The 24118-nt window shown below is 68.8% G+C and carries 22 protein-coding genes; 12 read left to right on the forward strand and 10 right to left on the reverse strand.

Features of this window, described 5'->3' with window-relative positions:
- The first annotated feature begins 46 nt into the window (after positions 1 to 46).
- Positions 47 to 952 (forward strand): cation diffusion facilitator family transporter, encoded by a 906-nt coding sequence (locus tag EAX62_RS13460; protein ID WP_233557965.1) that lies wholly within the window; start codon positions 47 to 49, stop codon positions 950 to 952.
- 33 nt (positions 953 to 985) lie between these two features.
- Here EAX62_RS13460 and EAX62_RS13465 read toward each other — a convergent pair whose 3' ends face one another.
- From EAX62_RS13465 to EAX62_RS13480, 4 genes are all read right to left on the reverse strand, one after another.
- Entirely contained in the window at positions 986 to 2176 is a 1191-nt protein-coding gene (locus tag EAX62_RS13465; protein ID WP_121902250.1) for a GHMP family kinase ATP-binding protein, read from the reverse strand.
- Positions 2173 to 3006 (reverse strand): nucleotidyltransferase family protein, encoded by an 834-nt coding sequence (locus tag EAX62_RS13470; RefSeq protein ID WP_121902251.1) that lies wholly within the window; start codon positions 3004 to 3006, stop codon positions 2173 to 2175. The genes EAX62_RS13465 and EAX62_RS13470 overlap by 4 nt, the downstream gene beginning before the upstream one ends.
- A gap of 72 nt (positions 3007 to 3078) precedes the next feature.
- Positions 3079 to 3696, reverse strand: coding sequence for a dihydroxyacetone kinase subunit DhaL (gene dhaL, locus EAX62_RS13475; protein WP_121902252.1), 618 nt, complete (start codon positions 3694 to 3696; stop codon positions 3079 to 3081).
- An 84-nt stretch (positions 3697 to 3780) separates the two neighbouring features.
- Positions 3781 to 4023 (reverse strand): PLD nuclease N-terminal domain-containing protein, encoded by a 243-nt coding sequence (locus EAX62_RS13480; protein ID WP_121902493.1) that lies wholly within the window; start codon positions 4021 to 4023, stop codon positions 3781 to 3783.
- Between the two features lie 127 nt (positions 4024 to 4150).
- Here EAX62_RS13480 and EAX62_RS13485 point away from each other — a divergent pair, with 127 nt between their 5' ends.
- The 7 genes from EAX62_RS13485 (at position 4151) to EAX62_RS13515 (ending at position 12584) form a co-directional block, all read left to right on the forward strand.
- The gene (locus EAX62_RS13485) at positions 4151 to 4981 is read left to right on the forward strand and encodes a TM2 domain-containing protein (RefSeq protein ID WP_158600682.1); all 831 of its coding nucleotides are present in this window, start codon (positions 4151 to 4153) and stop codon (positions 4979 to 4981) included.
- A gap of 64 nt (positions 4982 to 5045) precedes the next feature.
- Complete coding sequence (locus EAX62_RS13490; RefSeq protein ID WP_121902254.1) at positions 5046 to 6095, forward strand: AMP-binding protein; 1050 nt, start codon at positions 5046 to 5048, stop codon at positions 6093 to 6095.
- Positions 6092 to 6985: a 1,4-dihydroxy-2-naphthoate polyprenyltransferase gene (locus EAX62_RS13495; protein ID WP_121902255.1), complete on the forward strand. Its 894-nt coding sequence runs from the start codon at positions 6092 to 6094 to the stop codon at positions 6983 to 6985. Before EAX62_RS13490 ends, EAX62_RS13495 begins: the two co-directional genes overlap by 4 nt.
- A 4-nt stretch (positions 6986 to 6989) precedes the next feature.
- On the forward strand, positions 6990 to 7970 hold the full coding sequence (locus EAX62_RS13500; RefSeq protein ID WP_121902494.1) for an o-succinylbenzoate synthase: 981 nt from the start codon (positions 6990 to 6992) through the stop codon (positions 7968 to 7970).
- Positions 7967 to 9568, forward strand: a complete 1602-nt coding sequence (gene menD / locus EAX62_RS13505; protein WP_233557966.1) for a 2-succinyl-5-enolpyruvyl-6-hydroxy-3-cyclohexene-1-carboxylic-acid synthase — start codon at positions 7967 to 7969, stop codon at positions 9566 to 9568. The genes EAX62_RS13500 and menD overlap by 4 nt, the downstream gene beginning before the upstream one ends.
- A gap of 67 nt (positions 9569 to 9635) precedes the next feature.
- Positions 9636 to 11174, forward strand: a complete 1539-nt coding sequence (locus EAX62_RS13510; protein WP_121902257.1) for a Re/Si-specific NAD(P)(+) transhydrogenase subunit alpha — start codon at positions 9636 to 9638, stop codon at positions 11172 to 11174.
- Between the two features lie 3 nt (positions 11175 to 11177).
- A complete protein-coding gene (locus tag EAX62_RS13515; RefSeq protein ID WP_121902258.1) occupies positions 11178 to 12584 on the forward strand; it encodes an NAD(P)(+) transhydrogenase (Re/Si-specific) subunit beta in 1407 nt (468 codons plus the stop codon).
- A 112-nt stretch (positions 12585 to 12696) separates the two neighbouring features.
- Here EAX62_RS13515 and EAX62_RS13520 read toward each other — a convergent pair whose 3' ends face one another.
- The 5 genes from EAX62_RS13520 to EAX62_RS13540 form a co-directional block, all read right to left on the reverse strand.
- Positions 12697 to 13539: an endo alpha-1,4 polygalactosaminidase gene (locus tag EAX62_RS13520; protein ID WP_199711305.1), complete on the reverse strand. Its 843-nt coding sequence runs from the start codon at positions 13537 to 13539 to the stop codon at positions 12697 to 12699.
- The gene (locus EAX62_RS13525; RefSeq protein ID WP_233557967.1) at positions 13526 to 15397 is read right to left on the reverse strand and encodes a DEAD/DEAH box helicase; all 1872 of its coding nucleotides are present in this window, start codon (positions 15395 to 15397) and stop codon (positions 13526 to 13528) included. The genes EAX62_RS13520 and EAX62_RS13525 overlap by 14 nt, the downstream gene beginning before the upstream one ends.
- Before the next feature lie 70 nt (positions 15398 to 15467).
- Positions 15468 to 17177 (reverse strand): TM0106 family RecB-like putative nuclease, encoded by a 1710-nt coding sequence (locus tag EAX62_RS13530; RefSeq protein ID WP_121902260.1) that lies wholly within the window; start codon positions 17175 to 17177, stop codon positions 15468 to 15470.
- A complete protein-coding gene (locus tag EAX62_RS13535) occupies positions 17174 to 17872 on the reverse strand; it encodes a demethylmenaquinone methyltransferase (RefSeq protein ID WP_121902261.1) in 699 nt (232 codons plus the stop codon). The genes EAX62_RS13530 and EAX62_RS13535 overlap by 4 nt, the downstream gene beginning before the upstream one ends.
- A gap of 54 nt (positions 17873 to 17926) precedes the next feature.
- A complete protein-coding gene (locus EAX62_RS13540) occupies positions 17927 to 18496 on the reverse strand; it encodes a maltokinase N-terminal cap-like domain-containing protein (protein ID WP_121902262.1) in 570 nt (189 codons plus the stop codon).
- Positions 18497 to 18604: 108 nt separating this feature from the next.
- Between EAX62_RS13540 and EAX62_RS13545 the strand changes: the two genes are divergently transcribed.
- Together EAX62_RS13545 and EAX62_RS13550 are read left to right on the forward strand one after the other, a co-directional pair.
- Entirely contained in the window at positions 18605 to 19258 is a 654-nt protein-coding gene (locus tag EAX62_RS13545; protein WP_121902263.1) for an ABC transporter ATP-binding protein, read from the forward strand.
- The gene (locus EAX62_RS13550) at positions 19255 to 20886 is read left to right on the forward strand and encodes a DUF6297 family protein (RefSeq protein ID WP_121902264.1); all 1632 of its coding nucleotides are present in this window, start codon (positions 19255 to 19257) and stop codon (positions 20884 to 20886) included. Before EAX62_RS13545 ends, EAX62_RS13550 begins: the two co-directional genes overlap by 4 nt.
- A 56-nt stretch (positions 20887 to 20942) precedes the next feature.
- Here EAX62_RS13550 and EAX62_RS13555 read toward each other — a convergent pair whose 3' ends face one another.
- Positions 20943 to 22199, reverse strand: coding sequence for an isochorismate synthase (locus EAX62_RS13555; RefSeq protein ID WP_121902265.1), 1257 nt, complete (start codon positions 22197 to 22199; stop codon positions 20943 to 20945).
- Between the two features lie 211 nt (positions 22200 to 22410).
- Between EAX62_RS13555 and EAX62_RS13560 the strand changes: the two genes are divergently transcribed.
- Positions 22411 to 23712, forward strand: coding sequence for a geranylgeranyl reductase family protein (locus EAX62_RS13560; protein WP_121902266.1), 1302 nt, complete (start codon positions 22411 to 22413; stop codon positions 23710 to 23712).
- A gap of 33 nt (positions 23713 to 23745) precedes the next feature.
- Entirely contained in the window at positions 23746 to 24105 is a 360-nt protein-coding gene (locus tag EAX62_RS13565; RefSeq protein ID WP_121902267.1) for an NADH-quinone oxidoreductase subunit A, read from the forward strand.
- Positions 24106 to 24118: the final 13 nt, after the last annotated feature.

Raw genomic sequence — 24118 nt, forward strand, 5'->3', positions numbered from 1 at the left:
ACTGTCCACATGTTGCGCCTGCGTGGAAGCCTGTCACCATGGTTGCGTGAACAACGACGCGCCTCGACGCGACCTCAGCATCTTCGGATGGCTGGCCGTGGGTGCCGCGGTCGCCACCATCACCCTCAAGACGTGGGCGTGGTGGGTGACCGGTTCCGTGGGCCTGCTGTCCGATGCCGCGGAATCGGTGGTGAACCTCGTGGCTGCCGTGGTGGCGCTCATTGCCCTGAAGGTGGCGTCCAAGCCTGCCGACAAGAACCACCACTTCGGCCACTCCAAGGCCGAGTACCTGTCGGCCGCGGTGGAAGGCATCATGATTTTCGTGGCGGCCGCCGTCATCATCGTTCTGGCAATCCAGCGGCTGATGGCGCCGCAGGGCCTCACCGAGGTGGGTCTCGGCCTGCTGATCTCGATGGTGGCTGCCGCCGTCAACGGCGTGGTGGCCGTGATCCTGCTCCGGGCGGCACGCACGTACCGCTCCATCACGCTGAAGGCTGACGGCCAGCACCTCATGACCGACCTGTGGACGACGGTGGGCGTGGTGGTGGGTGTGTTCCTGGTGTGGGCCACCGGATGGAACTGGCTCGATCCTGTGGTGGCCATCGGCGTGGGCATCAACATTTTGTGGACGGGATACCGCCTCATCAAGGAGTCCACGGAGGGGCTCATGGACATTTCACTGCCCAAGGAGGACAACGCCCGGCTGCGTGAAATTCTGGCTTCGCATGCGGGGGAGGGTATGGACTTCCACGCCATCCGGACCCGCGAGTCCGGTGCGAAGCAGTTCATGGAGATGCACATGCTCGTGCCGGGGGCGTGGACGGTGCAGGAGGGTCACGACGCCATGGAGGATCTCATCGACGAGATCAACGCGGAGTTCCCGGACCTGCGCGTCACGGGGCACCTGGAGCCCATCGAGGACCCCCGCAGCTACGAGGACATGCACCTCTGAGCCGCCCGCCGCGGGGCAGCCCAGAGGGCGGTGTCAGAGGCGGCGCGCCGGGCCGCCGGAGCGGGTGACGAGCACGCTGGCCCGGCCCTGAACCCCGGGGTACTCACTGGTGTAGCGCGCAAGCCATTCCTCACCGAAGGCCTCGGCGTCGGAGGTGCCCGTCAGCGCCCACACCGACCCGCCGAACCCGGCACCGAAGCTGGAGGCGCCATGCGCACCCAACTCGCGGGCCAATGCCTGCAGACGGTTGGTCTCCGGCACCTGGTTGCCCAACTGCTTGTCGGCGTTCTTCTGCGACAGGTCGGACAGGTGCCCGAAGGTTTCGAGGTCGCCGGTGCGCAGCGCAGCGGTGGCGGCCGGGATGAGATCCTCTGACTCGGTGAGGAAGGCCCGCAAGCGCGACGTCAGTTCGGGTGAGTGACCCACCACGGCGCGCAGACCCTCAGAGGCATCCTCGTCGGAGGCCAGGGCATCCGCGATGGTGACGTCCTCGCGACCCGTGGCATCGTTCCACGCCGCGACGATCTCCCGTGTGCGGATGGATGCCTGATTGTAGGACGCCAGTGCCGCGCCGGTCTTCTCCGCCAGCAGTCCGGAGACCGCCACCACGAACGACAGGTCATCGGGCACCAGCACCGACTCGCCCTCCACGATGGGGCAGAAGCGGAACTGGGTGAGGTGGTCGGCCTTGCAGCACAGCATCGCCGTGTGGTCCTCCGACCCCCCGAACGTGCCGACGCCACGCACGCCATCCAGCGTGCCGAAGGTCATGCCGTTTTCGAAGCACGCCATGTAACCAGCCAGGTCGATGTCGTTGTGGATGTTCTCCCTCCACTGCGGGGTGTCGCGCAAACCGTTGTGGTCGATGAGGCTCAACGCCAGCGCCACCACCAGTGCGGAGGACGACGACATGCCACTGGCCAGGGGCAGATCGGAGTCGACGTGCAACCGTACGGGCCTGATCTCACCGAAGTTGAGACGGAGACGCTCCACCACGGCCGACACGTAGCCGCCCCAGTGCCCGGACGGCAGGTCCGGGGTCTCACCGTTGCGAAGAACGACGTCACCGGAGCTCGCCGTGGTGCTGGCGGTGGTGTGCGCGTCGGCGTCGCTGAGGTCGATGGTGACACCGCGGTCCACTGCAGCCAGCAGCGAGTTCCCGCCTGCATAGTCGGTGTGCTTGCCGAACACCTCCAATCGACCGGGGACGAACCAGCGTGTCACAGGCGGACCGCCACGTCTCCGAGGGCATGCATGACGGAGGCGATGTCCCCACGGCTGGACATGTCGAGCACGCCCACGTCGGCGCGCACGACACGGTAGGGGTCTCCGCCGTCGATGGCGGCGCGGACGGCGTCGGTGATCTCGTACTCGCCGCGGGCCGACTTGGGGATGGCCCGGGCGGCGTCGAAGATGGCGGGGGAGCAGAGCCAGCAGTTCATGGACAGGACGGCGCTGTCACCGAGACGCTCGATGGTGGCGTCGTCCGGCTTCTCGACGAGTTCGTCCAGGTTGCCCTCGGCATCCGCGGTGGCCAGGGCGAAGGCGGCGATCCGGTCGGCGGCGATGTTGGAGCGCTCCAGCATGGCGGTGCGCTCGAACCCGACGAGGGCGGAGCCGGGTACGTCGGCGAGGAGGCGCAGCGCCTCGGCGGGGTAGTAGTTGTCCGAGTTGATGACGAGCACGCGGTCGTCGCCTGCGAACTCCTCGGCGCCGAGCACGGCGTTGGCGGTGCCGAGAGGCTCCTCCTGCACGCCGAAGGAGATGGTGACGCGCTGCTTCTCCACCCCGTTGTAGTAGTCGCGGATCATGTCATGCTCGGGGCCGATCACGAGGCAGACGTCGGTGAAGCCCGCGTCGGCCAGGGCGCTGATGACGAAGTCGAGGAACGGGCGTTCACCGCCCACTGAGATCATGGCCTTGACGCCGGCGTCGGCAGCGGCGCTCTGGCTGGAGTCCAGGGCCACACCTTCGGCCTCCTTGCGCATCCGGGAGCCGAGGCCGCGGGCGAGAATGACCGCCTTGTGCGGGGGGACAGGAGTGTTGTGCGACATGGCTCCGATCCTAGGGCGCGGTACCCCGGAGCGCTGCACGGGTGGCCCGAACCGCGCGAAACGGTTGGGCGTTCAGCTGATGTGACGGGCCGCGCTGGCGAGGATGAGGGCGGAGGAGATGGCCCCCGGATCGAGGTGGCCGATGCTGCGCTCTCCGAGGTAGCTTGCGCGACCACGGCGGGCCAGCATGCCACGGGTGGCCTGGGCGCCATCATGAGCGGCCTGTGCGCCGAGACGCAGGGCCATCTCCAGCGGCAACTGCTTGGCTGCGGAGTCGTCGAGGGACGCCACTGCTGGCGCGAGGGCATCCACCATGGTCTTGTCACCCTCCACGGCCTTGCCGCGTGCCATGACACCCTCGAGTCCGGCGCGAACGGCCGTGGCGATGCCGCTGGTGGTGGAGGGCGTCTCCCAGTTCTGCCCGACGCGGAGGAAGAAGGTGCCGAACAGGGGACCCGAGGCGCCGCCCACGGTACTGACGAGTGCCATGCCCACCCTCTTGAGTGAGTCGGTGGGTGACATGTCCTCGTCGATGGGGATGGTGAGGGCCGTCTCGAGGCCGCGGGACATGTTGGTGCCGTGGTCACCGTCGCCGATGGCGCGGTCCAGCTCGTTCAACTCTCCTGCGTGCTCTGCGAAGACCTCAGCGGCGTCTCGGAGCCATTCCTGCACTGCGTTTCCGGTTCCCATGTGGCGATCCTTCCGGAGTCGATTGCGGGCCGACCGGAATGATAGCCGAGCGACCTGTGTCCACCACCGTTGTTGGGCGTCGTCTCAGCGCAGGCCGCGCAGGAAGTCCTCGTCGTCGTCGGGCCCCAGCGCATGGCGTCGGGGGGTGTTCTCCGGTCGCCCGGCCAGAAGCCATGTGACAGGCCCGATCACGGGCACGCAGATGACGACGAAGGCCCACAACCACTTGGGCATGACCCGGATTCGCGACGGCTGGGACTGGGCGACCTCGACGACGCAATAGATCGTCAACATCACGACTGCGAGGATGATGAGGATGCGGCCCATGGGCCAAGGGTATCTGGTCACCCAACCCCGCCCTTGCTCGGCCCCGGTGGCGGCCCACAGGGCAGGTTGGGCAGAAGGTGCTAGTTTCGATGCTCGCACTGTGTCCGCGGTGCGGAAGGGGATGGCAGTGAGCGAGAACAACCAGGATTCGCAGTGGAACGCTGGCGATGGCGAAGCCCAGCGTGGGCCATCCTTCGAGGACCCCACGCAGCCGGCGACGCCCGCCCCTGCAGCGCCCGAGCAGGGGTTCCAGCAGACATGGGGACAGGGCGGTGCGGTCCAGCCTGAGGGTGGCGCATCCCGGCAGGGTCAGCCGGCCGGCGACCCGGGATGGGGTGGCCAGCCCGACCCGGCCAACCCCAACGGCTCAGCCCCGCAACAGCACAACCCTTACGGCGCCCAGCCGGACCCCTACGCGGCCCAGCAGGGCTCCTACGCGACGCAGCAGAACCCCTACGGCGCCCAGCCGGACCCCTATGCGCAGCAGGGCTCCTACGCGACGCAGCAGAACCCCTACGGCGCCCAGCCGGACCCCTATGCGGCCCAGCAGAACCCCTACGCCGCGCAGCAGTACCCCGGCCAGGGTCTCTACGGACCCACGGACCCCTACCAGCAGCCCTATGGGTCCTACGGCGGATACGGCACCTATGCCTATGCCGGTCCCGCCAAGTCCAAGGTGGCCGCCGCACTGCTGGCGTTCTTCCTGGGCGGGCTCGGCGCCCACAGCTTCTACCTCAACAAGAACAACCTGGGCTTCATCCACCTGGGGTTGGGGATCGGCTCGTTCATCCTCCTGATCATCGTCGGCATATGGAGCGACTCGGCCCCCTATTCGGCGCAGGCAGGTCTCGGAATGCTGGGGCTGCTCGCCGGCCTCATGTCGACGGCCAACGGCATCTGGGCGTTCGTGGAGTTCATCATGATCCTCGTCAAGCCCGAGCACGAGCTCGGGCGCTGACCGCCGGAGGACAGATGGATGTCGGTGGACAGGTCCGGCCAGCCCCCGTCCGGGAATCCCGGGCGTGACCACAGCGCAGGACGCCTCGGCCCGCGTTGCCACCATGCTGGAGGGTGGTCCAGCGTTGTGGTTGGCTGCGGGGCAACCTCCCTCGCCCCTGCCGGACGCGGTGGGGGCCGTTGTGCAGACGAGTGGATCCACAGGGGACGGCAAGCGTGTGGTGTTGTCCCGCGCCGCGTTGCTCGCGGGAGCGCAGGCGTCGCGTTGCGCACTGGGCGCGGACCTCACGTGGCACCTGGTCCTGCCCCACCGCTACGTGGCGGGACTCATGGTGCTCGTCCGCTCGCTCGCGGCCGACCGCAGGCCCGTCGTCTCGTCCACCGACCTGTCGGATCTGCAAGCCACAGGTGATGGTGACGGCGTGTCCATCGTCGCCACCCAGCTGCACCGGGCGCTGGAGGACCCCGTCCTCACCCGGCGCCTCACCCACTTCGACGCCGTACTCGTCGGCGGGGCAGCGCTGTCACCGGAGCTGCGACGGCGCGCCCGGGACGCAGGTATCAACGTCACGGAGACCTACGGCATGAGCGAGACCTGTGGTGGCGTGGTGTGGGACGGCGCGGCACTACCCGGGACCTTCGTCGCTGTTGTGGACGACGAGCGCGCCCCACGGGGCACGGGCCGGATCGCGTTGGGTGGACCCACGCTGTGCGACGGCTACCTTGATGACTCCGGCGCACTCGCACCGGCGGCACACGACGGCCTGCTCGTCACCGCCGACTGGGGAAGCATGCGCGATGGGCGCCTCACGGTGGGTGGCCGTCTGGACGACGTGGTCATCACGGGCGGGGTCAACGTGGATCTGGCAGTCGTGCGTCGCGCCGTCGAGGCCGTGGATCCGGAGGCCGCCGTGCTGGGAGTGGACGACCCGGAGTGGGGGACGCGGATCGTGCTGTTCGCGTCCGAGGGCACCCTCTCGGGTTGGCGTGACCTGCTGGCACCGACCCTTGGTCGCACGGCGTTGCCACGACAGTTCGTGCGCGTGGCGGAAATGCCGCGCACCCCCGGTGGTAAACCGGAGCGCCGCGCTCTCCTAGCATTGGCGGCACGATGACTGACTCCTTCTCCGTGTGGATGGCCGGCGCCCGGCCCCGCACACTCCCCGCCGCACTCGCGCCCATCCTCGCTGGGATCGCGTCCGCGCTCGCTGTGTCGCAGGCCCCCCTCACCGGCCGGTTCTGGGGGATCGCCGCGCTGTGTTTCGTGGTGGCCCTGGCCCTGCAGGTGGGCGTCAACTACGCGAATGACTACTCCGACGGCATCCGCGGCACCGACGATGACCGCGTCGGTCCCACACGGCTCGTGGCCTCGGGCCTCGCGAGTCCTGCAGCCGTGAAGGGGGCCGCGTTCGCCAGCTTCGGTGTGGCGGCGGTCGCTGGACTGGTCGTGGTCCTCCTCACCGGGCACTGGTGGCTCCTGGCCATCGGGGCGGCAGCCATTGTCGCCGCCTGGTTCTACACCGGCGGAAGTCATCCGTACGGCTACCTGGGGCTGGGTGAGGTGTTCGTCTTCGTCTTCTTCGGACTGGTGGCCACCGTCGGCACCACCTACGTACTGCTGGACCGCGCCCCCGCCTGGAGTTGGGTGGCCGCCGTCGCCATCGGTTCGCTGGCCAGCGCGCTGCTGGTCGTGAACAACCTGCGCGACGTCGAGACGGACAGGCGCTCCGGCAAGCGGACGCTTGCCACCAAGCTGGGGGACGGGTCCACCCGATGGTTCTACGTCGCTCTCGTGGCAGTCGCCGTCGGCGGTGTCGTGGTGTTCGCCAGCCTGACCACATGGTGGGCGCTGGTGGCGCTGCTGGCGTTCGGCGTCCTCGTTCTGCCCATCCGTGACCTGCTCATGGGTGCCCGGGGGCGGGCGCTCATCGGCACCCTGCAGGCCACCGGGATGGCGGAGCTCGGGGTGGGTCTCGGGCTTCTCGTCGGCGTCTTCATCGGCTGACCTCGTGCGCCCCCACGTCTTCGACATCCCCCTGACCACGCGATTCCGTGGGATCACGCGCCGTCAGGGCATCCTGCTGGAGGGCCCCCGCGGCTGGGCGGAATGGAGCCCCTTTCCCGAGTACGACGACATCGAGTCGGCGTCGTGGCTGTGTGCCGCGCTGGAGGCAGCCACCACCGACTGGCCACGGGCGCTCCGCGATGAGGTGCCCGTCAATGCCATCGTCCCCGCACTGCCCCCCGCCGCCGCTGCTGCGCGGGTGCGCGCATCCGGCTGCTCCACGGCCAAGGTGAAGGTGGCCGAGAGGGGGGAGACACTCGAGGATGACATCGCACGCGTGGCCGCAGTGCGTGAGGTGCTGGGCAAGGACGGACGAATCCGGGTGGACGCCAACGGGGGCTGGGACCTGCAGCAGGCGGCCACGGCCATTGCCGAACTGGCCCCCTTCGGCCTCGAGTATGCGGAACAGCCGTGCCAGGACGTCGAGTCACTGGCGGCGCTCCGCCGTGTCCTGTCCGCCCGCGGCATCGCCGTCCCCATCGCCGCAGACGAGTCCATCCGCCGCGCCGGTGACCCCCTGCGCGTCCGTGACGCCGGTGCTGCCGACATAGCCATCCTCAAGGTGCAGCCACTCGGTGGGGTGCGTCGGTGCCTGGAACTGGCCGAGGTCCTGGGCATGCCCGTGGTGGTGTCCAGTGCGCTGGAGACATCGGTGGGTTTGCGAGCCGGGGTGGCTCTGGCTGCCGCGCTGCCCTCCCTTGACCACGCATGCGGACTGGAGACCGGTAGCCTGCTGCTCGACGACGTGACGACGGTCCCGCTGCGCGCCCGGCATGGGAGGTTGCCCGTGGAAGACTTCGTGGTGGACCCGGAAGCACTGCTGCGGACCCGCGCCGACGACGACGTGGCGCTCTGGTGGCTGGAGCGGCTGCGTCGTGTGGCCGCGTTGCTGCCGCAATGGCCCTCGACGAAGGACCTGACGTGAACTCGCCCCTCCTGGGTGCCACCATCGTGTCCGCGCTCGTCGCATGCGGGGTGACCGACGTGGTACTCGCCCCGGGATCCCGCAACGCTGCCCTCGCGCTGGCCCTCCACCGGGCCGACGCCCACGGGGACCTCCGGTTGCACGTGCGCATCGACGAGAGGGTCGCCGCGTTCACGGCCCTGGGCCTGGCCAAGGGGTCGGGGCGCGTGGTCGCCGTCGTCACCACGTCCGGCTCCGCCGTCGGCAATCTCGTGCCCGCCGCCATGGAGGCACGGGCCGCCGGTGTGGGGCTGATGCTCATCACGGCGGATCGTCCCGCCGAGGCGATCGGTACCGGGGCCAACCAGACCGGCGAGCAGGTGGGGGCCTTCGGCCCGGCCGCCCTGGCCACGGTCAGGGTGTCCTCCCACGGCAACGAGGCCGCCTGGGGGGCCGCCGTGCAGCGCGCCCACGTGACCGCCGCCGGGCTGCGCACACGACGGCCCGGCCCCGTCCACCTCAATGCCGAATTCAGTCCACCGCTCGTGGGTGCCGTCCCCGCACCCGCTTTCCGTGCCGCGGAGGTCCACGGCAGCCACGGTGTGACCGTGTACGAGACCTCCGACGCCCGCGACACCGTCGTGCTCGTGGGCGACGCGTCCTGGACGGCGGGCGTCGAGGCCCGGGCTCTGGCGGAGCTGGCCGGGCTGCCGCTGCTGGCCGAGCCCAGCAGCAACGCCCGCACCGGCCCCTGCGCCATCGCCCACTACCGCCTCCTGCTCGACTCCGCGGTGGGTCAGCGGATCCGCCGTGTCGTGTGCTTCGGTCACCCCACCCTGTCGCGCCCCGTGAATGCACTGCTGTCCAGGCAGGGGGTGGAGGTGATCGTGGTCGCCGACCGCGCCGAGTGGGGGGACGTCTCGTCCCGCGCCGCCGCCGTGGTGGATCGTGTGCTGATGCCTGAGGGTGACCCCGCGTGGCTGGACGCGTGGAGGACCGCCGACATGCACGTGGCGCAGCGACGCGGACACGGCTGGGACGGGCACACCGTCGCCGCCGCGGTCGTGGCGTCCGTGGGCCGGGGTGACGCGCTCTTCCTCGGCTCCAGCCAGAGCATCCGCGACGCCGACCTGGCACCGATCAGCGCGCGCCCCGCCCGCACCTGGGCCAACCGGGGACTCGCCGGCATCGACGGCACCCTCAGCACCGCCACCGGGGTCGCCCTGGCCACGGGGCTCCCCACCACCGTCCTGCTGGGCGACCTCACGCTGCAGCACGACATGGGCGCGCTCGTGGCCCCCCCCCTGGAGCCGGGCTGCGACATCCGCGTCGTCGTGGTCCACGACGACGGTGGGGCCATCTTCTCCACCCTGGAGCAGGGCGGCACGGCGTACGACGAGGCCTTCGAGCGGGTGTTCGGCACCCCGCAGGGCGTCGACCTTGCAGCCGTCGCCACAGCCCTGGGGTGGCAGACCTCCAGCGTCGCCGACCCGCTCGCGCTGGAGGCTGCCCTCGCAGGTCCCGTGAGTGGGCGACAGATGGTGATCGCCTCCCTCACCCGGGATGGGCGACGCGCCGCCGAGGCCTCGCTGCACGAGTTGGGCCGCGACGCCGGCTGAGCGGGCAGGGAGTCCACGGGGCACCCCGCCGACGTGACGGGTGCGGGCACGCGTTACGGTTCACACCATGCAGATCGGAATCCCCCTCGAGGTGACGCCCGGTGAGAACCGCGTCGCTGCGACCCCGAAGACCGTCCGCCAGCTCATCGCGTTGGGCTATGACGTCGTCGTTCAGGAGGGCGCCGGATCCCGCGCAGCCTTCGACGACGCCGGGTACGCCGAGGCCGGAGCCAGCGTGGCCGACGTGAACGCAGCCTGGCACAGCGACGTCGTCCTGGCCGTCAACCCTCCCACCGACGACCAGATCGCCGCGCTACGCGTCGGCGCCACCCTCATCACGTTCCTCGCTCCCCGGCAGGACGCCGAACTCACCGCGAAGCTGTCCGCCCAGGGCGTCACGGCGCTGAGCATGGACATGGTGCCGCGCACCAGTCGCGCCCAGGCGCTCGACGCGCTCAGCGCCATGGCCAACATCTCCGGATACCGCGCCGTCGTGGAGGCAGCCCATGCCTTCGGTCGCTTCTTCACGGGCCAGGTCACCGCCGCCGGCAAGGTGCCGCCCGCCAAGGTGCTGGTCGCGGGGACCGGCGTGGCCGGTCTCGCCGCCATCGGCGCAGCCAACGCCATGGGTGCCATCGTGCGCGCCACCGACGTCCGCCCGGAGACCGCCGAACAGGTGGAGTCCATGGGCGCCACCTTCCTGCACGTCCGCTCCGAGGACCAGGGCGTCAGCTCCGACGGGTACGCGAAGGAGGTGGGCGCCGACTACGCCGATCGTGCCCGGCAGTTGTACGCCGAGCAGGCCGCCGACGTGGACATCATCATCACCACGGCCGCCATCCCCGGCCGGCCGTCCCCTAAACTCATCACCGCCGACATGGTGGCCTCGATGCACAACGGCTCCGTGATCGTCGACCTGGCCGCCCAGGGCGGAGGCAACTGCGAGCTGACGAAGCCGGGCGAGAGCTGGGTCACGGACAACGGCGTGACCATCATCGGCTGGACGGACCTGGCGAGCCGCCTGCCCGGCCAGTCCTCACAGCTGTACGGCACCAACCTCGTCAACGCGCTGACGCTCATGACGCCCGCCAAGGACGGCCAGCTCGTCCTGGACTTCGACGACGACGTGGTGCGCACCATGACGACGGTGCGCAACGGCGAGATCACGTTCCCGCCGCCCCCCATCGAGGTGTCGGCGGCCGCGCCGGCCGTGGTGGTCCGGGCCGCGCCCGCACCGCCGCCGAAGCCGAAGAAACCCGGGCCGTGGTGGTTGCCCGTGGTGTGGGTGGGGCTCGCCGGCATGGCGCTCATTGCCCTGCTGACGATCTCGCCCAGCAATTTCGTGACCCTGTTCGGCATCTTCGTGCTGGCTGGTGTCGTCGGCTACTACGTGGTCTGGAACGTGACCTACGCCCTCCACACGCCTCTCATGAGCGTCACCAACGCCATCAGCGGCATCATCATCGTGGGCGCCATGACGCAACTGGCCGACGAGAACCCCGTCGTCAAGGGCATCTCCTTCGTGGCGATCGTGCTTGCCGCCATCAACGTCTTCGGCGGATTCACCGTGACCCATCGCATGCTGACCATGTTCCGGAAGGGCTGAGCCGTGCTGAGCAACTTCATCAACGCCACCTACATCGTCTCCGGCCTGATGTTCATCCTCGCGTTGGCAGGGCTGAGCAAGCACGAGACCGCCAAACGGGGCAACGCGTTCGGCATCCTCGGCATGGTGCTGGCCATCGTGGCCACCAACTTCGCCATCGCCTACAAGGACTACGCCAACCACGAGCTGCAGCCGGTCTCGGCGGTGCTGCTCTACGCGGCGCTGGCCATCGGTGCCGCCATCGGCATCTGGCGGGCCCGCAAGGTGGAGATGACGGGGATGCCCGAACTCATCGCCCTCCTGCACAGCTTCGTCGGTGCAGCCGCCGTGATGGTCGGATTCAACGCCTACCTCCAACGCCCCGACTCCACCGGCTTCCAACAGATCGAGGTGTTCCTGGGCGTGTTCATCGGCGCCGTCACCTTCACGGGGTCGCTCGTGGCGTGGGGCAAGCTCAACGGCAAGCTGGCCTCGAAGGCCCTGGCGCTGCCGGGGCGCAACTGGCTGAACCTCGGCGCCGTGATCGTGCTGGGACTGCTCGGCTGGTGGTTCGTGGCCTCGCACTCGCTCCTTCCGCTGCTCCTGGCGACGATCCTGTCGCTGGTGCTCGGCATCCACCTCGTGGCCTCCATCGGCGGCGCGGACATGCCCGTGGTGATCTCCATGCTGAACTCCTACTCAGGCTGGGCCGCCGCCTTCACCGGCTTCACCCTCGGGCTGAGCATCCTCGTCATCACGGGTGCGCTCGTCGGCGCCTCCGGAGCCATCCTCAGTTTCATCATGTGCCGTGCCATGAACCGATCGTTCATCTCCGTCATCCTGGGCGGGTTCGGGGAGTCCATGGTGCAGGGACCCGTTCTCGAGGGCGAGCACAGGGAAGCCTCGACAGCCGACGTCGCCCAGCTGCTGGACGAGGCGCGGAAGGTCATCATCGTCCCGGGGTACGGCATGGCCGTGGCGCAGGCGCAGCACCTGGTGGCGGAGCTGACCACCTCGCTGCAGGCCAGGGGCACCGACGTGCGGTTCGCCATCCACCCGGTGGCCGGCCGCCTCCCGGGCCACATGAACGTCCTGCTGGCAGAGGCCCGGGTCCCCTACGACATCGTCGAGGAGATGGACGACATCAACGGCGACTTCGCCACCACCGACGTCGTGCTCGTGATCGGCGCCAACGACACCGTCAACCCTGCCGCCATGGAGGAGGGCTCGCCCATCTCCGGCATGCCCGTCCTTCACGTTTGGGAGGCCGAAACCGTCGTGGTGTTCAAGCGTTCCATGAACGCGGGCTACGCGGGGGTGCAGAACCCGCTGTTCTTCAACGAGAACACGCTGATGTGCTTCGGCGACGCCAAGGCCTCAGCGCAGGCGATCGTCTCGCAGCTGCCACAGCTGGAGGGTGCTCGCCGCTGACGGATGGGCTCTCGGGGCGAGCTGCCGCCAGAGGTGGCAGGCCCGTGCTGTGGCCCCAACGGGTTCCCACGGGGAGGTCGGCGGTGTTCATGGGTGTCCTCCTCCGGTGTTCTCAGCGACAGCTGGTGGTGGGGCCGTCGAGGGCCAGGTCCGCCAGCACGGTGCTGAGACCTGCGGGCTGGCCGTCGCAGGTGCCCTGGTACTCGATGGTGAACACCGGCTTGCCCAGAGCCACGAGTGGCGCATAGGTGTCGCACTCGTCGTACTGCTGGCACTGTTCGTTGACGGCGAAGTCGATCTCGTCCGCCAGTTGCGGAATCAGTTCCATGGTGTTCTTCAACCCGATGGCGAGTCCCCGGTCGTGGGCGAGGGCGATGAGTGCCCGCTGGTATGCCAGGGCGTCGGCTGCGGTCAGCGGGAAGCCCGTGTCGTTGGCGAACCCGTTGAGGTTGTCGGGATCCACGGCGTCGAAGCCCTTGTCGCGGCACTGGTCCATGCGGAGGCCCATGATGGGAAGCAGCACGTCCAGCCGGCGCACGTCGAGCCATCGCTCGCCCGGCCAGTCGTCCAGGGGGTTGCCCTGCACCTCGTCGGGAAATGAGGTGAAGTCGTCGCGGAAGTCCTCCGAGCCCCCCGCGTTGACGTAGCAGAGGGCGTGCCCGCCCGCGGCGTGCAGGGCTTCCACCTGCGAGGCGGGGGTTCCGACGCCGTCGAGGTTGAGGACGGCCACCTCAGGAGTGCCCATCTCACCCTGGTACTGGATGTGCCAGGCCATGGTGCCGGTGGGCCGCCAGCGATCGGCGGCCGTTGTGACGGCCGCCGATGCGGGACGTGAAGATGCGGTCCGTGGGGGGTCCGCGGGACGTGAGGGTGACGCGGGGACCGTCGTGCACCCCGGCAGTGCCAGGAGCAGGACGGCGACGCCGAGGGTGTCGAGCGTCCTAGTCCTGGTCACGCTTCGAACGTGTCGCCGGACGGCTGGACTGACCAGCTTCGGTCAGCTCGATGAGCTGGCCCGAGATGCGGGTCGACTGCAACTTCTCCCAGGCGCCCGGGGGCAACTGCGCGGGCAGTTCGACGAGGGAGTAGTCCATGCGGATGTCAATGTGCCCGAAGTCCTCGCGGCCCAGACCCCCCTCGTTGGCGATGGCACCCACGATCTGGCGGGGCTCCACCCTCTGCCGCTTGCCTACCTCGATGCGGTAGGTGGCGTAGGACACGTCGGAGCGGCCGCGTCGCGGATCGGCCGAGCGTCCAGGCCTCTCGTCGCGCTGCCACGGCTTGCCGCCGGCGTCGCCGCGGTTGCCATCATCTCGACGGGAACTGCGCTCTCCACGGTCGTTGCGGGGACTCCTGTCGCTCCGGTCCCCGGCGCCGCGGTCGCGATCGAAGGACTGCCGACGCTCGGACTCCGGGTCCAGGAGCAGCGGCTGGTCACCCTGCAGCACCACTGCGAGCGCGGCGGCGACGTCGACCTCCGGCACGTTGTACTCGCCGACGTAGTGCGCCACCACATCCCGGAGGAAGTCGACCTTCTCGGAGGCCAGAGCCTCGGTGATGGCGTCGTCGAAGCGGCTGAGCCGTGTGGCGTTGACGTCGTCGACGGTGGGCAACTGCATCTGCGTGAGTGTGTTCTTGTTGGCCTTCTCGATGGCCCGCAGGAGGTGGCGCTCGCGCGGGGTGACGAACGAGATGGCGTCACCGGCGCGGCCGGCGCGCCCCGTACGCCCGATGCGGTGCGTGTAGGACTCGGTGTCGGTGGGGATGTCGTAGTTGACGACGTGGCTGATGCGCTCCACGTCGAGGCCACGAGCGGCCACGTCGGTGGCCACGAGGATGTCGAGCTTGCCGGACTTCAACTGCCCGACCGTCCGCTCGCGCTGGGCCTGGACAATGTCACCGTTGATGGCCATCGCCGAGAAACCCCGTGCCCGCAGCTTCTCCGCCAGCGTTTCGGTCTCGTTCTTGGTGCGGACGAAGACGATCATGCCCTCGAAGTTCTCCACCTCGAGGATGCGGGTCAGGGCGTCGACCTTCTGCGGGTAGGACACCATGAGGTAGCGCTGCGTGATGTTGGGTGTGGTCTGCTTCGAGGCCTTGACGGTGACCTCGACGGGATCATTGAGGTACTTCTTGGAGATGCGCCGGATCTGGCTGGGCATCGTCGCGGAGAACAGGGCAACGTTCTTGTCCGCGGGGGTGTCGGCGAGAATGGTCTCGACATCCTCGGCGAAGCCCATCTTGAGCATCTCGTCAGCCTCGTCGAGCACGAGGAAGCGGAGCTCGGAAAGGTCAAGCGTGCCCTTGTCGAGGTGGTCCATGATCCGGCCGGGGGTACCGACCACGATGTGGACGCCGCGACGCAGGGCGCTCAGCTGGACGCCGTAGCCCTGACCGCCGTACACGGGCAGCACACGGACGCCGGGCATCTTCGCGGAGTAGCTCTCGAAGGCCTCGCAGACCTGCAGGGCGAGCTCGCGCGTCGGCGCCAGCACGAGTGCCTGGGGCGTCTTCTGCTTGTGGTCGAGCTGGCTGAGGATCGGCAGCGCGAAGGCGGCCGTCTTGCCGGTACCGGTCTGGGCGAGTCCGACGACGTCGCGTCCAGCCAGCAGGTGTGGAATGGTGGCCGCCTGGATCGGCGAGGGGTGCTCGTAACCGAGGTCACGGACAGCGCGGACGAGCCGCTCGTCAAGGCCGAAGGCCGCAAAAGTGTCGTCGTCAACGGCGTCCTGTGGTGCGTCCGTCGCGGTCACTTCGGACTCTTCGGACACCTCGGGCGCGCTGGATGGGATGGTTTCAATCTCGTCGCTCACCCTATGACGGTAGTCGGTGGCCGCTCCCGCCGCCACCACTGACCATGGTGGATGGGTTGTTACGCGTGAATCACTGGTCGAGTGACTCGAGCCAATCACGCACGGCGAGGGTGGCACGCACGTCGTCCTCGTTGTACTCCAGCACCCGGTTCGCGGTGGCGGCGCGCACATCCGGATCGGGCGAGTGCACGGCAGTTTCGTACCATGCCTGCGACGCCAGACCATTGGGCTCCTCGTCGCGCCAGGTGAACCCGGCACCCTTGGTCGCCACCACCTTGAGGCCGAGGCCGTCAACGGCCACCATGGAGTCGCGCACATACTGGAAGAGGTCCACGAAGTGCTCACGCACCAGGGCGCACAGCGCGATGAGGTCGGGGTGCTGGCTGCGGTCCGCCAGCCTGCGAAGGTGCACGGTCTCGTAGTCGCTGTAGTGGTAGACGCGCAGGCCGGGGTGCTCCTCGATGAGGGACAGGAGCCAGCGCGCGAAGGACACTGCCAGTGCCACTTCGCCGTCGGCGTCCATCTCCTGGAAGGAACTGGTGTGGTGGAACTCAGAGCGGCCGACGCGCCGATCCGTCACCAGCGCCCCCCACAGGTACGTGGTGTCGCCCTCGGCCGTCTCGATGTCGAGGTCCACCTCGACGTCTGCCCGGGGTACGCGTATCGGGTCAGAGGAGATGCGCTCCAACGACACCCCGTCAGCCAGCATCCGGGCCCGCTGTGCCGCCTGGCGGAGCCTGGAGGCGGAGCGGTCGCGGTGGGACGTCAACGGCAGGTAGTCCGGCAGCAGGGCATCGACGTCGGCCCCCGCCAGTTCCGTCACGGTCCTGATGCCGAGCGACACCAGAGCCTGCAGCTCGCGGACGTCCAGGGGGGCTTTGGAGATGCGCAGCGACAGGTCGTCGTCGTCCATCTGGCCGCGGCAGACCTCCCACCAGGCACACCACTCGCACTCCTTGACGCGGATGGGTCGCACCACAGGGGCGACGGTGTCGTCATCGCCGCGGCGGAGTGCCTGCTGGGCCACGTGGATGCGGAACCCGTGCTCGTGGTCGTAGCGTTCCATGGCCGAGCGGAGACGGTGGCCGGACGCGGCCGAGCGGGAGAACGTGCGGATGAACCGCAGATCCAGCGGCACCCAGGTCACCACGGTGCCGTTGCCCTCACTGGGCAGCCGGTCCGTGCCGACGACACCGCCGAAGCGATCGGTGGAGGCGTGGCCGCAGGCCTCCAGGAGACGCCAGTGGTGCGCCAACTCCAGCAACGCACCCTCGCGCCGGCCCCGGTAGCGCAGGTCGGGCAGGCAAGCGTGGACTGTCAGGGCCTCCAGGCAGGAGTACTGGAGGTCCGTGCAGCCCAGTTGCTTCTCCAGCACCCGGTAGGGCTTGATGCGAACAGGCAGGTACCCCGGTCGGCCATCCGTGGTGTCGGCGCCGCGGACCAGCAGGTCCGGCCGCCCGCTGCGTCGACCCTCCAGGTCCAGGGGAAGTACACCCCCGATAATGATGGGTGCGCCCTGCTCCATGGCGGCGATGCAGGCGGTCTCCATCACGGTCCAGCCGGCTTCAGTGGCCCGGCGGTGGCGGAGGTCGACGGCGGTGCTGTTGCGGTGGAGGATTGCGGAAAGAGTCAGCTCGAGGAAGTCGTGGCCCCCATCGAAGGATCCACGCAGCGATTCGTCGAGCGGCGCGGCAGGCTTGCTGAGCGTCGGGTTGAACGCGTTGAAAGTCTTGACGGGGCAGCTGCGTGCCGCGTACGCGTCGAGGACGAATTCCTTCATACGCGCTTCCAGCCGCGGTGCAGCGCCACGATCCCTCCCGCGAGGTTCTTCCACTCGACGCGGTCCCACCCGGAGGAGGACATGACATCGGCGAGTCCCCGCTGGTCGGGCCACGCCAGGATGGATTCGGCGAGGTACCCGTAGGCGGCGGGGTTGCTGGAGATTTTCGCGGCCAGCGGCACGATCCGCAGCGCAACCTCCTGGTACAGGAGGCGGAAGGCGGGATGGGTGGGGGTGGAGAACTCGGCGATCACCACCCGGCCGCCGGGCTTCGTGACGCGCAGCATCTCCTCCAGCGCCTGCGACGTGCGCTCCACGTTGCGCAGTCCGTAGGAGATGGTCACGGCGTCGAAGGAGTCGTCGGCGAAGGGAAGTTGCAGGGCATCGCCTGCCACGAAGTCCAGACTGGGGTACTGCCCCTTGCCCACCTTCAGCATGCCCATGCTGATGTCGGTGGGAAACACGGCGGCGCCCGCCTCGGCGAACGGGACCGAGGAGGTGCCGGTGCCGGCAGCCAGATCCAGAATGCGCTCCCCACGCTCCGGCGCGACAGCCGCGGCAGTGTGGCGTCGCCACCCGCCCACGAGGCCGAACGTGAGGACGTCGTTCAGCAGGTCGTAGCGTTTGGCCACGCCGTCGAACATGGCGGCGACCTCGGCGCGCTGTTTGCCAAGGGTTGCCCGGGTGTTTTCCATGACGGTCAGCCTAGCTGCCGACCACTGACGGTTTTCCGGTAACCGTGCCCGGCCTCACTCCAGGGTGGCCAGCACGTCGGAGCGACCCTCGCCGCCGGGCTTCCACGTGCCGACGAGGTGCGCGGCCGCCTCCGGCCAGATGCCGTCCAGCTTGCGCACCACCACGGGCTCCTCGCCGAGCTTCTTCCCGGTCACGCTGCCGGTGCCCTTCACCGCGATGGTGCGGGGGCGGGGGTCCGACTGGCCCTCGGCGACGATGTCGGCGTCGGTGTCGGACTCCCTGATGACACGGGCCAGTTCGGCCACGAACACGGGGTCGCTGGGTGCGTCGTAGCAGTAGCGCGTGCCCAGCACCGAGTGCTCCAGCGTCCCGATGAGGTCGCCCTCCGGCAGGGGAGCGGCACGCCAGGTCACAGGGACGTGGAACACCGAACCGGCCGAGGCGATGAGCATGCCGTCAAGGCCGACTTCGCCGTCGGGGTCGGCGAAGCGGTAGAAGGCGATGCGCTCCAGAAGCCCGGGGTTGCCGTCGAACCACGGCTGGGTGGGCAGCCACGTCGAAAGAAGCTCCATCTTGGTGGGCCGCAGCTGGGCCTCGGGGTGCACGTTCGCCGTACCGGTCATCGGATGGTCCTCTCGTCCTGGCGGCTGGTGCCGTGCCAGGCGCTCACGCTAGCGGGGTGGCAGCGCACCGGCAGACGTATTGCGAACACGGCTCGCACATGGGGGACAATGGGTGCCGTGGCTAAACGCGAGCAGGTACTGAGGGTCGACAAACTGAAAAAGGGCTACGGTCCCGTGACGATCGTCGAAGGTTTCGACCTCACGGTGCATGCCGGTGAGGCCGTGGCGCTGACGGGGCGCAACGGCGCAGGCAAGTCCACCGTCCTGCGGTGCATCGTGGGCGCCGACCGGCCCGACGAGGGCACGGTCACCGTGTGCGGCACGCGGATGAGTGAGACCAACGCCGAGATCCGCCGCACCGTGGCCACCGTCATCGATGACCTCGACTTCTTCCCCGACCTTTCTGTGGTGGAACACCTCGACCTGCTGGCCCGTGCCCACGGCATCCACGACCCCGACGCACTCGTCGATGAGGTGCTCGAGGAGGTCCAGCTGGTCCCGCAGGCCAGCCAACTGCCCAGCACCCTGTCGTCAGGTCAACGGCGACGCCTCGCACTGGCCACGGCGTTCGTGCGGCCCCGCCGGCTGCTGGTGCTCGACGAGCCCGAGCAGCGACTCGACGTCGAGGGTGTGGCCTGGCTGGGGCGCCGGCTCAAGTCGGACCTTGCCGATGGCCTCGCCATCGTGCTTGCCAGCCATGAGCCGGCGCTCCTGGAGGCCATCGGTGCACGCGAAGTGCGCCTGGGGGGGCCCCGGGCATGAGTGTCGACGAAAAGTTCGGCGAGATCGGGCAGGCCGATGAGCGCCAGCTGAAACTCCTGATGCGTGACTGGCGCCGTGGACGCGCCGACCGCAATCTGTGGGAGGCGTTGCAGGACGCCTACGTGATGGTGTTCGCCGTGGTCCTCATCGGCGCCATGCTCATCAGCGCCATCATCCAGGCACAGCAATCGGTCTCTGGCTGCGAGACGGAGCAGTGCCTCGCAGCCCGTGGCCTGCTCCCGTGGGCCGCTGTGGCCTCGGTTCTGGCGTTCACGCTGGTGGCCTGCAGGATGTTCGGGCCCATCGTGGCGTCTGCCGCCGAGGGGTTCTGGCTCATGGACGGCCCCGTTGACAGGCGCCTCCTCCTGACGGGGCGCCTCGTCGGGGCGCTCGGTGCCGCGTTGGGGGCGGGTGCACTCTTCGGGGCGCTCGTGGCTGCGCTCACCGGCTCGGGTGGCTTCTCCATCGTGGTGTGGGCTGCGGCCGCCGGTTTCGGTGCCTTCGGCCTGACGGCCTTTGCGGCCGCTGAACAGGGGGTGGAGCGCCACTGGGTCACCACGACCCTGCAGTACGTGGTGGGTGCCGCCGCCGTCTCTACGCTTCTGGCGCTCGTGGGCATCGCCGCCGGATGGCTCCCCGTGGAGCCGCTGCAGGAACTGAGTGTCGAATTCGCCTGGATCATCGCCGGTGTAGGGCTGCTGCTGGGCCTGGTGTCCATGGTGCTCGCGTGGAGGAGGCTGCGCAACATCCGCCGCCAACGGCTCACCGCGGGCAGTTCCCTGATCGCCGGCATGCAGGGCGCCGCGTTCGCCATGGACTTCGCCCTCGTGCGTGACATCCTCGTGGAGGACAAGGCCAAGCGTCGCGGGCACGTGCGCGCCACGCGGGGCATCGGTCTCGGCACCACTGCGCTCATCATGCGCGACGTGCAGCGACTGTGGCGCGACCCGCTGCCGTTGGTGACGTGGCTGGCCACCATGGTGGTGCCCTACGCGGTGCAAGCACTCGGCATCGCCCAGCTCAACCCGCCGATCTCCGCGCTGGTCCTGATGGTGGCGCTCATCGGCTTCTGCAACTCCCTGCGGGTGCTGAGCCGCACCAAGGGGCTGCAGCGCTGCTTCCCGTTCGATCCCGGGAAGATCAAGACCGCCACCATGGTGGTGCCCGCAGCCCTTGCGCTGCTCTGGGGCATCGGCACCGCCCCCGCGTTCATCGGCGTCCTGGGTGGCGTCCGTGTGGATGCGCTGAGTGGGTTGACCGCTGCGCTCATCACGGCGCTGGCGGGGTTCCTCGCCACCATCCGCTGGGTCTCCGCGAAGCCTGCCGACTACGGCGGCCCCATCGTCGCCATCGGCGTGGGTGCGCTACCCCCCGGCATGATCTTCTCGGTCCTGCGCGGCATCGACATGGTCGCTCTTGTCACCCTGCCCATCGTGTTCGGCTGGCCCCCCTGGATCTCCCTGGCCATCGCCGCCATCGCCTTCGCGTTCCTGCGCAGCGGAATGGATCGCGAATCCCTCATGGAACAGCAGGCCGAGCAGAAGAAGGTCCTGGACGCGGAGAAGTCCAGGCGTCGCGGCGGGGGAGCCCCGGGCGGCGACAAGATCAAGGTGCAGCGCCGCAACTGACCTGCCTCCGACGCCTGCTGCCGAGCCCATGCTCGGCGAGGCGTCGGCGGTGGACGTCAGTCGGCGAGGCCCAGAGCCTGCAGCATGGGCAGGAACTTGGCTTTGGTCTCGGCCAACTCGGCCGCCGGATCCGAGTCCGCCACGAGGCCGCAGCCGGCGAACAGTTGGATCTGCTCAGGGGTCTCCGGCTTGATCTGTCCACCACGCAACGCGATGGCCCATTCGCCGTCCCCGAAGGAGTCCACCCATCCCACGGGGCCGGCGTAGCGGCCGCGGTCCATGGACTCCAGTTCACTGATGACGTCGCGGGCCGCGAACGTCGGGGTGCCGCAGACGGCCGCGCTGGGGTGCAGTGCCGCGGCCAGCGCCAGCGCGCTCGAGCCGGGGTCCGTGACGCCCGTGATGTCGGTGGAGAGGTGCAGCACGTTCGGCAGCCGCAGGATCGACGGCGACTCGGGCACGTTCATGGCGGAGCAGTAGGGCTCCAGGGCACGCGCCACGGACTCGACGGCGAACTCGTGTTCGGCAACGTCCTTCGAGGAGGTCGCCAGTTCCGCGGCCTTCACGAGTGAATCGGTGTTCTGCGGGTCGAGTGAGACCGTCCCGGCCAGCACCCGCGACGTTGCGAGCCCGCCCTGGCGCCGGATCAGCAGTTCCGGGGTGGCGCCGACGAGGCCGTCGACGAGGTAGGTCCAGCATGTGGGGTAGCGGTTCACGAGGCGGTTCACGAGCCAGCGGGCGTCGAGGGGCCCGCCCGCCTTGACGACCAGGTCCCGTGCCAGCACCACCTTGTCCACCTCGCCCGTGCGGATGAGGGCGACCACCTCGCCGACGATGTCCATCCAGATCCGCTCGGACATCGAACCCTCGAGCAGGTCCAGGTGCGTGGGCGCCACCAGCCGTTCGCCGGACGGCGGAAGTTCCAGGGAGCGGCTGCGTGGACCGATGGTCGTCATCCAGGACTGGCCTCCACGCGTACCGATCACCACCTCCGGCACGACGAGCACCGAGCGCTCCTCGGAGCGGTCGGGATCAAACGTGAAGGAGCCCACGGCCAGCGGGCTGGTGCCGTAGGCGCCCGGTAGCTCGGAGTCGTGGTCGATGTGGTCGGCCACCTCGGCCCACCAGACGTCGGCGGCGTCGGGGTAATCCGTCTCGAAGCGGGCCACCTCGCCCAGCGCGACAAACCCCTCACCGCGGCGGATGAACGCTGACGTCGGGCCGGAGGCCGACAGGAAACGTTGCAGCAGCCCGGGGTCGGGAATTGCGACAGTCGTCGCACGCATGCGCTTGGTGGAGAAGTCCAGACTCACCCGAGCGACGATAGCTCAGAGGGGCCTGCGCTCCCAATCATCCTGCCCACGCGCACCCCCGCATTAACGTCATGGAATCGTGCCGAATTGAGCCGTGAGTCCGCTTGTCAGGGTCTTCTTGAGCAGACGCTGAGGTGGGTTGGTGATCGGGTGATTCGAACGCCTACACTGGCACTCGCAATCCCTGACTGATCCCCGTGAGGAGCCCCCGATGCGAAACGCCAAGCCCGACGATGGCGTGGCGACAGCCGACGAGGGAGGCGAGGCCGACGTCATCGTCGTCGGCGCCGGCCCCGCTGGCTCATCCACGGCGGTACACCTGGCCCGTCGCGGCCTGAACGTCGTCATGCTGGAGAAGTCACACTTCCCTCGCGAGAAGGTGTGTGGTGACGGTCTCACCCCCCGCGCAACGCGCGCCCTGACGCGTCTGGGTGTCGACACCTCGCAGGAGAACGGCTGGCTCCACAACAAGGGCCTTCGGATCTACGGCGGCCGCGAGGAGCCCTTCGAGCTGGACTGGCCGGAACTCACGGATTTCCCCCCGTACGGTCTCGTTCGCCCCCGCTCCGACTTCGACGACATGCTGGCCCGCCACGCAGTCTCCTTCGGTGCCCAGTTGGTGGAGGGCGCCCATGTCACCGACGCCATCCTCGACGACCGCTCCGGACGCATTGTCGGTGTGACCACGAAGAACGGGTCACAGTGGCGGGCCCCCCTCGTGGTGGCCGCCGACGGGAACTCGTCGCGGCTGTCGGTCTCCATGGGCATGAACAAGCGCGACGACCGCCCCATGGGCGTGGCCGTGCGCACCTACTACACGTCCCCGCGCACCAACGATGACTACCTCGAGTCCTGGCTGGAGCTGTGGGAGGGCAAGCCACACGCGTCCACCCTCATGCCCGGCTACGGCTGGATCTTCGGGATGGGCGACGGCACCAGCAACGTGGGTCTCGGCGTGCTCAACACCTCCAAGGCCTTCGGGTCGACGGATTACCGGGCGCTGCTGAAGCGCTGGCTCGAGAACACCCCCGAGGAGTGGGGTTTCCGGGACGAGAACATGGTGGGCAAGGTGCAGGGCGCCGCGCTGCCCATGGCCTTCAACCGCCAGCCGCACTACGGTCGTGGCCTGCTGATGGTGGGTGACGCGGGTGGCATGGTCAACCCCTTCAACGGGGAGGGCATCGCCTACGCCATGGAGGCCGCCGAACTGGCCGCCGACGCCATCGCCGAGGCGCGCTCGCGCGGCATCGGCACCACGGGCGCCGAGAAGGCACTGCAGGGCTATCCCACTGCGCTGAAGGCCAGCCTGGGCGGCTACTACCGCCTGGGGACGGTCTTCGTGAAGCTCATCGGAGATCCCCGGATCATGAGTCTGTGCACCACGTACGGCCTGCCGCACAAGACCCTCATGAAGTTCGTGATGAAATTGCTGGCAAACCTGACGGATGCGCGGGACGGTGATGCCATGGACAGAATCATCAACGCCCTGTGCAAAGCCGCCCCGGCGGCCTGAGGAAGACATGCACGACCAAGGAAAGGACGACTCGTGAACCCGTATGTCCCCATTGTTGGGATGGTGGTCCTGGCCACGCTGTTCGTTGCTGTCTCCATCGTTCTCAGTGCGAACGTCGGCCCGGCGCGTTACAACCGGGCCAAGTTTGACTCCTACGAGTGCGGCATCCAGCCCACGCCCCAGCCCGTGGGCGGTGGCCGCTTCCCGGTGAAGTACTACATCACCGCCATGCTCTTCATCGTGTTCGACATCGAGATCGTGTTCCTCTACCCGTGGGCGATTTCCTACAACCAGCTCGGCACCTTTGCCGTGGTGGAGATGGTCATCTTCATTGCCACGGTTTTCATCGCCTACTTCTACGTCCTGCGCCGCAACGGCCTGGACTGGGAATGACCGGAAGGACAAC

Origin of the sequence: Tessaracoccus antarcticus (genome assembly GCF_003688855.1) — a bacterium.
In the GTDB taxonomy this organism is placed as follows: Bacteria; Actinomycetota; Actinomycetes; order Propionibacteriales; family Propionibacteriaceae; genus Arachnia; species Arachnia antarctica.